Annotated in this window: 12 protein-coding genes; 3 read left to right on the forward strand and 9 right to left on the reverse strand. The window is 42.9% G+C overall.

The features are described from left to right. Positions 1–75 precede the first annotated feature (75 nt). On the forward strand, positions 76–939 hold the full coding sequence (locus tag KO473_RS05325; RefSeq protein WP_005822620.1) for a DMT family transporter: 864 nt from the start codon (positions 76–78) through the stop codon (positions 937–939). Positions 940–948: 9 nt separating this feature from the next. Here KO473_RS05325 and KO473_RS05330 read toward each other — a convergent pair whose 3' ends face one another. The 5 genes from KO473_RS05330 to KO473_RS05350 form a co-directional block, all read right to left on the reverse strand. After that, entirely contained in the window at positions 949–3,135 is a 2,187-nt protein-coding gene (locus KO473_RS05330; protein ID WP_005822618.1) for a S46 family peptidase, read from the reverse strand. A gap of 51 nt (positions 3,136–3,186) precedes the next feature. Further along, positions 3,187–4,554: a TIGR00341 family protein gene (locus tag KO473_RS05335; protein ID WP_005779608.1), complete on the reverse strand. Its 1,368-nt coding sequence runs from the start codon at positions 4,552–4,554 to the stop codon at positions 3,187–3,189. Positions 4,555–4,556: 2 nt separating this feature from the next. Continuing rightward, entirely contained in the window at positions 4,557–6,053 is a 1,497-nt protein-coding gene (locus KO473_RS05340) for an oligosaccharide flippase family protein (RefSeq protein WP_005822615.1), read from the reverse strand. Positions 6,054–6,068: 15 nt separating this feature from the next. Next, on the reverse strand, positions 6,069–7,097 hold the full coding sequence (ruvB, locus tag KO473_RS05345) for a Holliday junction branch migration DNA helicase RuvB (RefSeq protein ID WP_005779612.1): 1,029 nt from the start codon (positions 7,095–7,097) through the stop codon (positions 6,069–6,071). Between the two features lie 192 nt (positions 7,098–7,289). Beyond that, positions 7,290–7,988 carry a DNA alkylation repair protein gene (locus tag KO473_RS05350; RefSeq protein WP_005822612.1) on the reverse strand — a complete coding sequence of 233 codons (699 nt, stop codon included), beginning with the start codon at positions 7,986–7,988 and terminating at the stop codon, positions 7,290–7,292. A 106-nt stretch (positions 7,989–8,094) separates the two neighbouring features. Between KO473_RS05350 and KO473_RS05355 the strand changes: the two genes are divergently transcribed. Next, positions 8,095–9,327 carry a nucleoside recognition domain-containing protein gene (locus KO473_RS05355; RefSeq protein WP_005822610.1) on the forward strand — a complete coding sequence of 411 codons (1,233 nt, stop codon included), beginning with the start codon at positions 8,095–8,097 and terminating at the stop codon, positions 9,325–9,327. Positions 9,328–9,340: 13 nt separating this feature from the next. Next, the gene (ybeY, locus tag KO473_RS05360) at positions 9,341–9,760 is read left to right on the forward strand and encodes an rRNA maturation RNase YbeY (protein WP_005779618.1); all 420 of its coding nucleotides are present in this window, start codon (positions 9,341–9,343) and stop codon (positions 9,758–9,760) included. A 160-nt stretch (positions 9,761–9,920) separates the two neighbouring features. Here ybeY and KO473_RS05365 read toward each other — a convergent pair whose 3' ends face one another. From KO473_RS05365 to KO473_RS05380, 4 genes are all read right to left on the reverse strand, one after another. Continuing rightward, positions 9,921–10,301 (reverse strand): hypothetical protein, encoded by a 381-nt coding sequence (locus KO473_RS05365; RefSeq protein ID WP_005779621.1) that lies wholly within the window; start codon positions 10,299–10,301, stop codon positions 9,921–9,923. Between the two features lie 17 nt (positions 10,302–10,318). Beyond that, a complete protein-coding gene (locus KO473_RS05370; protein ID WP_005779623.1) occupies positions 10,319–11,542 on the reverse strand; it encodes a C10 family peptidase in 1,224 nt (407 codons plus the stop codon). Between the two features lie 29 nt (positions 11,543–11,571). Continuing rightward, entirely contained in the window at positions 11,572–11,934 is a 363-nt protein-coding gene (locus KO473_RS05375; protein WP_005822606.1) for a hypothetical protein, read from the reverse strand. 169 nt (positions 11,935–12,103) lie between these two features. Continuing rightward, entirely contained in the window at positions 12,104–13,795 is a 1,692-nt protein-coding gene (locus tag KO473_RS05380) for a hypothetical protein (RefSeq protein ID WP_005822604.1), read from the reverse strand. Between the last annotated feature and the right edge of the window lie 257 nt (positions 13,796–14,052).

Below are 14,052 nucleotides of genomic sequence, written 5' to 3' on the forward strand. Positions count from 1 at the left end.
GGTTCTCTTATTTATATTGTCCCCAAAAACACTACCTTTGCGTGAATTAAAAAAAACAGGTAATAGTTTTCGGGTATGAACAAATTTAATGGTTTCCTTTACGGTCTGCTTTCATCGGCCTCCTTCGGGCTGATTCCTCTTTTCACCATCCCTGCCATGCGTGAGGGAATGCACTTCGAATCCATCCTGTTTTATCGGTTCCTGTTCGCCTGCTTAGCTTTGGGATGTATCCTGTTGCTCGACAAACAGTCTTTCCGTATCAGCCGCAAAGAAATCCCTCCGCTGTCGCTACTTGCCTTCCTCTATCTGATGTCCGCAGTCTTCTTGTTCTGGGGATATAAATTCATGGCAAGCGGGGTAGCCACTACCATCCATTTCATGTATCCGGTACTGACCACGCTGATTATGATGATCTTTTTCCGCGAAAAGAAGTCAGCCTGGCGCTTCTTTGCCATCGCTCTTGCCGTAGTCGGTGTCTCCTGCCTTTCTTACGGCGACAGTTCCGGTGGAATTACTGCTATCGGATTGTTCATCGTTCTCCTGTCGGCTTTGGGATATGCGCTTTACCTGGTTACGGTGAGTCAACTCAAGATCGGACAGATGAAAGGGCTAAGGCTTACTTTCTATGTTTTTCTGTTCGGTGCGCTTTTCCTGCTGGTGGGGATAGGCGCGACCACGGGTATTCAAGCTATTCCCGACTGGCATACGGGAGGAAATCTGTTGCTGCTGGCATTGATTCCAACCGTAATCTCTAACCTGGCATTAGTACAGGCCGTAAAAAGCATCGGCTCCACGCTTACTTCCGTACTTGGAGCCATGGAGCCGGTAACAGCTGTTTGTGTAGGTATCTTTATGTTCGGCGAACCCTTTACCCGGAGCATCGGAATCGGCATTCTGCTCATAATCTCAGCAGTAATCGTAATCATACTGAGACGTTAGGGTAAGGGCTTACTCCTTTCGGTCTTCTATTTTCAGTTCTTGTATCAGCTGGCTTGCTTTTCCGAACTTTTCGATAATGAAGAGCATATATCGTACATCGACCCCGATACAGCGTTGTACTTCGGGTTCGAAAACGATATCGCTACTCATCGCTTCCCAATTCCCGTCGAATGCCAACCCCAGCAATTCACCGTTGCCGTTGAACATGGCACTGCCGGAATTGCCACCCGTAATGTCATTGTTTGAGATGAAACATACATTCATATCTCCCTTCTCGTCGGCATAACGTCCGAAATCACCTGATGCCAGCAGGGACAGGACCTCCGACTGTACAGCAAAGTCGGGGTCACCACTGTGCTCCTTTACCTTCTCGAAAATTCCCTTTACCGTGGTATAATAGTCATAGTCGGCACCGTCATAAGGTGAATAGCTGCCTATGGTACCGAAACTCAGCCGCATTGTCGAGTTGGCATCCGGATAGAAATTGCGGTCGGCATACATCCTTCTCATGGCGGCATTAAACTCGCGTTCGTCCTTTTCTATATTATCAGAAGCCTCAGCCATCTGACTACGCATATCGAAAAATTTCACAATCAGATCAATGCCGAGCGAAACTGCAGGGTCATCAACCATATGGAAAGTAGTATCGCGCTCCAGGAAACGCTTCAAGCCGCGTGGAGAAGTGATCTCAGAATGAGCATACAATGAATCAACATACATCTGCTCATTGCCTCCGTAAAGCGTATCTATGGTTTGGTAAAGATCGGGCAGATATGCCTGGTCCACTTTGCTCCGATACTCCTTCAACATGGCTACAAACACTTCTTTATCAATGGTCACATCATAGTTTGCATATTTATCGAGCAACTTCTGGAGCTGAGCCACCACCTGCTTCTGTTCCGCTTCGAAGTCGAAGTTCAGGATGGTCAGCGCAAATTGCACCAATTCAGGACCGTTAATAAACGACTCTCCGAAATAGGCCATCGCCCGGTTCACCTCTTTACGATCCTTGTAGTTCAGTTCGAGCGACGACATCAGGTGCAGCAACTTCTCCCGTTCTGACGGAGTCTTCTGAATCCACTTTCGGAGCGCGTCTTCCGCCTGACGCTTCTTATCCAGCACCTTTAGTTTACGTATGGCTTTATTGGTCCCGATACTGTTTTTCCAGTAATTGGAACTTTCGTCATATTTCGACGCATATTTGATACGAATAGAATCTCTCCGGTCCATCTCACGTTTCCAAATGGCCTGTTTCACTCCGCGGACGTCGATCATAGCCTGATTCATCCCGTTCATCATTTCCTCGATACCAAACGAAGAAAGATAACGTTCTGTACTGCCGGGATAGCCCAACGTCATGCAAAACGAACCTTCTTTATATCCATCCAACGTAATCGGAGCTACATATTCGGGGTGATAGGGCACGTTATCGGGCGAATAATCCGCAGGGCGGTTCTCCTTATCGGCATAAATGCGAAAGACACAGAAATCGCCTGTATGACGGGGCCACATCCAGTTGTCCGTATCCCATCCGAACTTACCGATAGAGGATGGTGGCGCAAACACCAGACGCACATCGTTGAAATCGCGGTAAACGGAAAGCCAAAACTCATTGCCTCCGTAATAAGCATCTACAATGCCAACCAATGTGGAGTCTTTTTTCGAGACTTCATCCCCTATTAATATCATCATCGAATCGATGGCTAAACCTCGTTCAGCTTCGGTCATACCAGGTGTTGTAGCTTTCAGGACCCGGCGGGTAACGTCTTCTGTACGTAGCAGGAAGCGGACATACAACTCGGGATTGGGCAACTCTTCTTCCCGGCTATGCGCCACGAACCCGTCTTTCAGATAATCGTGGTCAACCGAACTATGTTGTTGTATGCTGCTGAACCCGCAGTGATGATTGGTAAATACCAGGCCATCCTCGGAAACGACTACTCCCGAGCAGAATCCTCCGAAACTGACCACAGCGTCTTTCAGCGACGGACGCTTCGTACTGTAAAGCCGGTCGGCAGGCATCTGCAATCCCAGTTCTTTCATCGCTTTACGGGTTTCTTTATTCAGATTGCCCAGCATCCACATACCTTCATCGGCATGCAATGAAGCCGGGTAGAGAAAAAGCAAAACCAGACACAGAACTTCCCCCCATCTCTTTCTGCTACAGAAAGAGTTAATTACTTTGTTTCTATTCATTTATATTAATCATGTTTATTCATCTTCTTTTCTCCGGCCATATGCTTCCCGTCATTCTTCAACAATCAACCGGAGTTTCTTGGCTCCTACCCGCGCCTGAAGCCACGCACTGATTTTCTCCTTTTCATCGTTCTTCGGATGGCGGGTAAACTTCAGCACGGCAAGTGCAATTGTATCTGTTTTCATCGAATCGACCGTCGTCTCAATCGTATGCGAAATAGATAAAGCCGTCACCGAAGGATACAGTACTTTCAGTTCCGGAATGATTTTCCGGCTCATCTCATCGTAAGACTTATATCGTTCAAGGCTCTTCTGGAGTGTGGTTATCTTGACTTGTTGTTCCTGCAAACGTTGCTCGCTATTCTTATAGAAATCTTCCATTACCATGGCACGAATTGACGAGAGGTCCATCGCATCGTTATTGTTCATTCCCTGCAAAACAATCAGCTTCGTATTTTCCAGTTTATAGTCTTTCATCTTGCTGCGGGCAATGGCGATGGAAGCTTCCGGCACTTCCGGACCGATCAGCACGACACGGATCTCACATGAATCTCCTTCGTAATGGATCTTCTTATTCAGAACCTGGGTATTATCAAAGTTGAGTTGTTCGGAGACAAAACGATTGGCCGCCGTCTCGAAAAAGGTACTCCGTATAATTCCCATCGTAAGATAAATAGCCGGACACATAGTCAGAATCACGATGAATACGATATATTGACGTACCTTCTTTTCACGGTTCTTGTCTACAAACTCTTTCCGCTGGAAGTGCATCAGCCGTACACCGATAAACGTGGCAAGACTGATAAATACGGAATTGATGAAATAGAGATAGAATGCTCCCAGAAAATAGATCAGATTGCCGGAAGCCAACCCATAACCTGCCGTACAGAGAGGTGGCATCAATGCAGTAGCAATGGCAACACCCGGAATTACATTTCCTTTCTCTTTGGTAGAAAGGGCAACCACTCCGGCAAGTCCGCCGAAAAGTGCGATGAAAACGTCATAAATTGTCGGTGACGTGCGTGCCAGCAACTCCGACTGCGCTTCGGCAATGGGAGTAAACAGGAAAAAAATAGTAGCCGTCGTCACGCTGAACGCCGTAGTAATCAGGAAGCTTTTCAGAGAGCGTTTCATCAACTCAAAGTCGTTCAGCCCTACCGATAGCCCCACTCCCATGATTGGTCCCATCAACGGTGAAATCAACATGGCACCAATAATGACGGCCGTCGAATTGACATTCAGTCCGAGTGAGGCCATGAAGATAGCAAAAATCAGAATCCAGAGGTTAGCCCCTTTGAACTCCACACCTTTCCGGATGGAATCAACCGTTGCCAGTTCGTTGTCTTTGTCCTTTCTCAGGTCCAGATATTCTCTGAGAAATGCCTTAACGGCAAAAATGTTTCGATTGTCTGCCTTCATAACTATTTCTTCTTAATAAATCGGTTAATCACAGGAATCTGGCTCAATGGCAAATCCGTCCGGATAACATAAGCCACAAATATCAGTAACAAAACGGTACGGAAAGCCAGGCGAAGTACCACATTTTGAATAGGTACCAGTTCTCCTGCCGCATAGAGCACTGCTGTAAGCAACACATACATACCGAGGTGCTTCAAGTCATAATGGATAGGGTATTTTTTCTGTCCGATCCAATAAGACAGAACCGTAATTACCCCATATCCGGCTACCGAAGCCCATGCCGAGGCCACGAATCCGTAAATGGGAACCAGCAGTACATTCATTCCGACGATAATAGCACATCCGACCATGGAGAAATAAGCTCCCCAACGAGTTTCATCGATCAGCTTATACCAGAACGAGAGGTTAAAATAGACGCCTTTGAATATTTCCGCGCCAATCACGATGGCTACCACACTAAGTCCAGCCCAATAATCGGGTGCCACCATATAACGCAAAATATCGAGATAGAACATGACTGTCAGAAAGGCAAGCAAGGCAAAAATAAGGAAATACTTCATCGCCTGGGCATACATCCGGCGATTGTCTCCTTCTCTTTGCTTACCAAACACAAACGGCTCATAGGCATAACGAAAAGCTTGAGTGAACATAGCCATCACCATGGCAATCTTGGTGGCAGCACCGTAAATACCGAGTTGCACCAGCCCTTCCTGACGATCGGTAAAGAGGAAAGGATAGATAATCTTATCCACCGTCTGGTTCAAAATGCCTACCAGGCCAAAAATCAATATCGGAAAAGAATAGACAAGCATCCGCTTCAACAGTGCCTTGTCCACCCGATAGGCAAAGCCACGAAGCTCGGGAATCAGGCAAAAAAGTTGCAAACAGGTTGTTATCAGATTGGTGACAAAGATGTACCCTACCAGATAGGTCGGATTATAGAACCAATCCACCGATGCGGGAAAATGCACATGCAACCACGGGCAAAGCAACAGGAAGAACAGGTTCAGAACGATATTGGCAATGATGGAAACGAACTTAATGGCAACAAATTTAATGGGACGCTTTTTATAACGCAGATAAGCGAACGGGATGCACAGGAAAGAATCGAGCGCCATGACCACTATCATCATCCCGATGAAGTCAGGATGATCGCCATAGTCCAGAAAATTAGAGACAGGCTGAAGGAATGTCAGACAAAGGACGGCAAAGATAAGTGAAATACCTCCTACCGAAATCAATGAATTGGCATATACTTTTGCCGGATCTTCTTCCGACTTATTGGCAAAACGGAAGAAACCGGTCTCCATCCCGAACGTCAACAGTACCATAATCAACCCCGCCCAGGCATATACGTTGGTGACAACCCCATATCCGCCGGATGCGGCAGGTAAGACCGCTGTATATAACGGCACCAACAGATAGTTCAGAAACCTACCAACCATACTACTCAGCCCATACAGGGCTGTATCTTTTACCAATGACTTTAATCCGGCCATGTTGTTTTTGTGTATCTAATCATTAAACAGTGTCTTCTGACTATCGTAAAGGCTGCGCCCAAGATGTTTGTAAGCCAGTTCCGTCACCTCACGTCCCCGGGGAGTACGCTTCAGGAACCCTTCCTTGATAAGGAATGGCTCGTATACTTCCTCAATCGTTCCAGCATCCTCACCCAGGGCAGTGGCAATCGTTGTCAATCCCACCGGGCCACCCTTAAACTTGTCAATAATGGTGCAGAGAATCTTATTATCAATTTCATCCAGTCCGTATTTATCGATGTTCAGTGCTTCAAGCGCATAGTTGGCAATCTCCGTGTCGATAGACCCAGAACCTTTCACCTGTGCAAAGTCGCGCACCCTGCGCAGCAGCGCATTGGCTATACGAGGGGTTCCACGACTCCTTGAAGCTATCTCACCGGCTGCCTGAGACGAACAAGGCACGTCGAGTATACCTGCCGAACGGCGGATAATGCCACTTAATATATCGTCGTCATAATACTCCAAATGCAGGTTGATACCGAAACGGGCACGCAAAGGAGCCGTCAGCAAACCGCTGCGGGTTGTTGCCCCCACCAGTGTAAACGGGCTCAGATCAATCTGGATACTACGGGCCGAGGGCCCCTTATCGATCATGATATCGATACGATAGTCCTCCATGGCCGAATAGAGATATTCTTCCACTACCGGTGAAAGACGGTGAATCTCGTCGATAAACAACACGTCATTCGGTTCAAGACTGGTCAGCACCCCGGCCAGATCACCCGGTTTGTCGAGTACCGGTCCGGAAGTTATCTTAAATCCCACACCCAACTCGTTAGCGATAATATTCGATAAAGTAGTCTTTCCCAATCCGGGAGGTCCATGCAGCAATACATGATCCAGTGCTTCACCCCTCAGGCGAGCCGCCTTGACAAAAATGCGGAGATTATCGACCACCTTGTCCTGCCCGTTGAAGTCTTCAAAGCTCAATGGACGGAGGGCGTTCTCGAAATCCCGTTCTCTGCTGGTCAGTTGATGATCCCGTATATTAAAATCTTCTTCCATTTCTTTTTTATAAATAGGTAGCAAAGATATAGATTTCATCACAGAGTAGCACAGCGTTTCACAGAGTTTTTCCTTTGAAACGAGAAGTTCACCACAGAGGACACAGAGTTCACAGAGGATGACATCCCTATAAGCAAGAGATTAAATCTCTCGGTTCCCCGGATCCCTGTAGCCAATCCTGCAATGCCCCAATTAACGCTTCATGTAATATTTTCGTTCGGCTTCCGTCAGTTTTTCTATCGAATAACGCAACATAGTTCGTGGCATCACCATCCTGTATTTATCCAAGAATTGCAACAGCAAGTCCCGGTCCTTCTTTCCCATCTCACGGAGCATCCAGCCTATAGCCTTCTGCATCAGGTCGTGCTTATGCTGCAACAACAACTCTGCCAGACGAAGAATATCGGTGAAATCGTTATTTCTGATCAAAGTAACAGTAGCCACTACCGCGATGCGCTGCTCCCACAGCAGATTACTCTTAGCCAGCCGATAAAGATCGTCACGTGATTTATCTCTCAGATATTCGCCTACAATATAAGGAGCCGACAGGTCTACCAAATCCCAGTTGTTAATACGTTCCGTTTGAGACAGATAGAAACGATAGATAGCCTCCCGCTCTTTCTCGTCGGACTTTTTAAACCGTTCCACCATCATCAGCAATGCACACAACCGGCATTCGTGCCACTCCGACTGAAGCAATTCAGCCATTACCTCAAAAGGGATGTCCTTATGCCTTTTAGCCACAATACGAGTATTGGGCACTACTACCCCAAGAAACTTGTCACCTTCGCCATACTGCCCTTTTCCGGTTTTAAAGAATCCGGGAAGATATTCCCGCTTCACCGGATCAACATAAGTCTCCAGCTCCTTTTGAATTTCTATCGATTTCATCGAGACAATTGAGTTTATAAAGTTACATCCTGACAAAAATAGGCAAAAAAGCCACAATGAATAGAAACATATTCTTAATTTTGTAGGAAAATTAACGGGCATATTTATGGTTCTAAATTATATCTGGATTGCGTTCTTTGTGATTGCTTTCGTAGTTGCCGTCTGCAAACTCCTGTTCTTCGGCGATACCCAAATATTCACGGAGATTATCAATTCTACTTTCGACTCTTCTAAAACAGCATTCGAGATTTCCCTCGGACTCACCGGTGTCTTGTCCTTTTGGCTCGGAATAATGAAAATCGGTGAAAACAGCGGACTGATCAATGCCCTTTCACGCTGGCTGAGTCCGGTCTTCTGCCGCTTGTTTCCGGACATTCCGAAAGGACATCCAGTCATGGGTTCTATTTTTATGAATATGTCTGCCAATATGCTGGGACTCGACAATGCCGCTACCCCCATGGGACTGAAAGCCATGAAAGAGTTACAGGAACTGAACCCTAAGAAAGACACCGCCAGTAACCCCATGATTATGTTCCTGGTGATTAATACTTCCGGATTGATCATCATCCCTATCAGCATTATGGTCTACCGGGCACAGATGGGAGCTGCACAGCCAACGGATATTTTCATCCCCATCTTGCTAAGTACCTTTATCTCCACACTGGTAGGAGTCATCGCTGTCAGTATTTCCCAGCGCATCAATCTGATAAACAAAGCGATATTGACACTTATGGGTTGCCTGAGCCTTTTTTTTGGCGGAATCATTTACCTGACGGCTACGCTTTCACGCGAAGATATGGGAATTTATTCCACCTTGACAGCCAATGTGATCCTGTTTTCTGTCATCATATTATTTATCGGCACAGGCATTCGAAGAAAAATCAACGTATACGATTCTTTTGTAGAAGGTGCCAAAGAAGGCTTCACCACAGCAGTCCGCATCATTCCTTACCTGGTGGCATTCCTCGTTGGAATCGCGGTTTTCCGTACTTCGGGGGCTATGGATATACTCGTTGGAGGTATCGGCTCCATTGTGGCATTCTGTGGACTTGACACCGGTTTTGTAGGTGCACTGCCGACTGCCTTAATGAAATCACTCAGTGGAAGCGGTGCCAATGGATTGATGATCGATACCATGAAGCAATTCGGACCCGATTCATTTGTCGGACGTGTGAGCTGTGTGGTTCGCGGAGCTTCCGATACCACTTTCTATATTCTGGCTGTTTACTTCGGCAGCGTAGGCATCACGAAAACACGTAATGCGGTGACGTGCGGACTGATTGCCGATTTTGCCGGAATCATTGCAGCAATTCTAATCAGTTATTTATTCTTCTTTTAAAATAAAAACAATTATGGCCGTAACTTATCAAACAGAGGGTGTCAAAATGCCCGATATCAAGAAACGCGAGACTACCGAATGGATCAAAGCCGTAGCTGCCACTTATGGGAAAAGAATCGGTGAAATCGCCTATATATTCTGTTCGGATGAAAAAATACTGGAAGTAAACCGCCAGTACTTACAACATGATTACTATACAGACATCATCACCTTCGACTATTGTCAGGGTGACCGTCTTTCCGGAGATTTATTTATTAGCCTGGAAACGGTAAAGACTAACTCAGAGCAATTCAATACGACTTATGACGAGGAATTACACCGTACCATCATTCATGGAATCCTCCACCTTTGCGGCATTAATGACAAGGGACCCGGAGAGCGGGAAATCATGGAAGCGGCAGAAAACAGGGCATTGGCTATAAGGAAACAATAAAAGATAAAAGGAGATAGAATAAGTTTTTACACGCTGACTCTATCTCCTAAATTAAAATCCAGCTTTAGGTTAATCTTTTATTTTTCAATATATAACTGTAATCCCAAATATCTAAAATATCCGATTGTAACATACATTCAGCTATGATATATAAACCGAATCATTCTGATTGGGTCAGAGAAAACCAATCAAACGAATTACCTGATCCCTGGAAAAGTAAAGAAACTACTCTCTTATTCCCTGTCTCATTCTTATCACAATCTATAGTCATCCGTTTTTCATCGACTTTTACGTGATACCATCTTCCCTGATAATCAGTGCCATTTATTTCATCTACCGTATAAATCGTATCTTGATTTACTATTTCCTTTGCCTGCACCAGCTTAAACTTCTCCCATCCTTCTACCGTAATGGTCCCCCTCTCCGAACCAAGAGTCGCCTCTTTACTCTTCAAAAAATTAGAAAAATATTTATCAGAATCATCATTGCATCCGTAAATGCACACCAAAGATATACAACATAAAAAAAATAATTTTTTCATAATTATGAATTTATATTTTACCATAAGATTTCAGTCCCCATAGCTTCATGAAAATAAATATAATCATTATCTGTGTAATAATTACCATTCGGTGAATTTTTATCATTAGTCGGATTATTACCATCTTGAGAAGCATTATCAGCTGGTCTATTATAAGCTCCGTCTTTAATAGCATACCAACCATTATTAGACGTGTTCCATCCAAAATTACAATGAATCGCTTGTACCTGTATATTAGTACAACCAATCATGGCATTTCCTGAATATTCAAAAACTCCACCATCAACCAACCAAGCATGTCCCGTACCCTTTTTTTTCTTTCCTACAAAGACAACAACGTTTTTAGTTATAAGACATTGATACAATAAATTCTTATCAACATCATTCGTCTTATGTCTTTCGACATTATATCCCCATCCTTTCAAAAAATCATTAGTCGAGCCTAAGTTTTTGGTTCCTGTCCCATCACATCTATAGCTTACCTTAATTCCATCCGCTACCTTTCTCACAAATTGAGATACAGGAGCTATCAGATTAGTATCGTATACCCCAGTATTTACAGTAAATGCATCCCAATCATAAGCTATCGGACATTTTCTATAATAAGTAATTGCCTGAGCGACTGCAATAGGAATACAACCTGCATAATAATAGCTCATAGAGCACTTCCCATTCGTAGGCATCTGAGCATTATAAGGATAATGCTGGTTCCATTCGGTCTTTACCAATGGTATAGAGACATGTGTTGTTCTCTGTTCACCGCTTCTTGTCAGACTAGAATTCAGTTGATCCTGTTTTATAATATCCGGAATCTGACCAACAAGATAAGCCATACCTTCATTTTCTATAGTATCTGACAGCATTCCATTTTCCACATAAGCATAGACTCTTCCTACTTCAGCTTTTCCGGTGGCTATTGCAAACCCCAATTTCCCATCCTTTTCTGTATCAAATACGAACATATTCACACTATCTGTACTAACCTCCCCAGCTCTTGTAATCATTTTCGGAATGACAATAGCTTTCTTACCTGCTAAAGATAATGTAATTTGCAAGGTATTACTTCTCGTACCACCTTTCTCTTTATCTATCCTCTCACTGAATTGGCATATCAAGTCTTTAGCTCTTTTATACTCAGACATATCTTCTGTATTTGTGTTATCCACAATGGTTTCTTCATCATTCTTATTACATCCACAAAATATAGATAACAACAATATTAATTTGAATATTCTTTTCATTTCGTGTTATTTTAAGTTTTTAATTAAAATCAATTTTCACTTCCAATATAAACGTCAAAACTATTAGAATCTCTGTCCAAAAGAATTGAGACAGCAGTACCAGTCACCGTATCATCAAAAACTTGCTGTCCGGTTTCAGAGTCAACAACCCGTATCTTTCTATTCTCCAAAGAAAAACTAAAACTTAAGACAAATTGGTTCTCTTCGATATAGCCACAAGCTACAGGTAAAGTACTTCTTTGCAGATTTTCCTTCTTATGTGTTATCACATGCACGCTATGTCTACTTTTCATAATAGTTACAATCATAGAATTCTCTCCATAAACACTGTTAGACAGAAATACTATTTGCGCAGATAGTAATCCTCCCAATACAATCATCTTTGTTTTCATTGTTATATAAGTTTATTGTTCTGACGACAAAGTTACTCTATTCCCCTTTAGTAAAATGAGAAAAGAGATAACACTTATATTATTATAAACAGCTAATTTACAGAGATAAAGCGATCACATCTGATAACATTTTTCTCTTTTGATGTTCTATAAATCTCAAAAAAAGGATTTATTCATTTGATTCTTTCATTTTTTTCTTTAAACGTAAACGCCGCTGCACCACAATTTGCTTACTTGTATTGCCAAAACAATAGGCAATAGTCTGATCATCCATTTCACAAAGTTTCAGGCAGCAGTAGATACAATCGTCATCAGTTATTTTAGGATAAGTAGCACGAAGGTATTGAATATGATCGTCGTAAAGTTCAAACAACACTTCTTTCAATTGCACTTGTTCTTTCGCAAGAAGTACTTTGGGATTCTTTATCGTTTCATCACACTCTCGCTTCACTTGTTTGCTTAGTTCTTGAATACGCTTAAAAATAGATGTCTCCTTAAATAGACTATTACGTAAATGCGCTTTCTCGTCAATAATACGACGCAACTCTGATTGCTTCAATACAATTTCTTGCTCGCGTTCCACACCTATTTGTTTTAAAGAACTGATTTCAGCTTCCAAACGTTCTATGTGGAACTGTGACGAAGCAACGCGCTCTTTTAAATAAGCAACGCGCTGCTCATACAACACTTGAGCTATTTTTCGACATCGATGGATTCGTTGAAAAACGATAGCAATGATCAGCACGAACAAAATTACTCCATAACAGATTCGGTGAATTAAAACCTTCCGGCTTTCCTTCTCTTTTGTAATCTTCGCTTCCGAATCATATTTATAGGCCAACCGCTCGATATCAGATGCATGATTTAAAGAGAAAATAGAGTCTATATTATCGCCATAATAAGACTGATATTCAAAAGCACGTTGATAATTTCCTCTGATCTGTTCAACCTCTGCCAAAGAATACGAAGCTAATATCTTCCGTTCAAAATCAGAAGTATTTAGAATACGTTTTAAATAATATTCTGCGGAATCCAGCTTCTGTCTATCCAAATATAACTCACCAAATGTTAGCCACAAACTAATGGAGTCGTTCTTCTTAGTCAAATAGTTTTCTGCCAAACAGGCATATATAAAAGCAGAGTCCACATTCTCACAATTTAAACTCATGCGTTCATATAGATCACTTATAAAAATGGAATCATTCAAAGCCGAAGCCAACCGTAAAGCTTGATCCAAATAAAAAGAGGCTTCTTCTTCTTTTTTTTCAACTACACGCACCCAGCCCATATTCGACAGAGAATACATTAAGATCCTTTCATCATTCAGCAAAGAATCGCACTGATAAGAATGATAGAACTCTTCAAACGCTTTCTGATAAAGGAGCTGATCCAAATAGATCCCTCCCATATCTTCATAAATCATTCCTTTCAACTTCAATTCCTCTTTCGTATTCCCTTCTACCCCTTGCAAAGCGGTAAAACAACTCTTCAGGGCCTCTTCCGTCATTTTCATTTGTCGTTGAATCCTCCCCTTATAAAACCAAGCACGAGCCCAATGAATACCATCCTTTTTCACATAATAATCCAGGGCCGCATCAATCAGTGAATCACAGGGAAGAAGTGGCAAAAAGTTTTTATCAGTAGCCTGTGTCAAAAGTAAACCAAAATAGATCCGATCATCTTTTGAATATGCAGATACATTAAGCTCACCGAGATAATTCAAAATATGATCAGGAGAAATTTCCATTAGAGAATCGGCATACCTTAAAGAAGAGGGATACGCAGAAGAAGAATGTTGACAAGAGATCAATACTCCTACTAAAGACAATAGAAGAATGAGAGTAGGAAATGCCTTATTCATAATTATAATACTTTCTATCCAACAAACTTACGACTCTTTTCTGTAACTTCCTAATTTTTCAAAAGAAGACAATTGATAATCTATCATTCTGTATTTTCAGACTCCCCTACATCCCCATATTTCCGTCCAACCGGAAACAATACTCAAAAAAACGCTGGCATTTTGAATTAGATAAATTCAATAAGATAAGAATTTATACCCTTCCCAAGCAAAAAGACCAAACAGGAAACCAGAACATGGATATTAGAAAGCAAAAA

The organism is Bacteroides sp. HF-4919 (genome assembly GCF_018860125.1).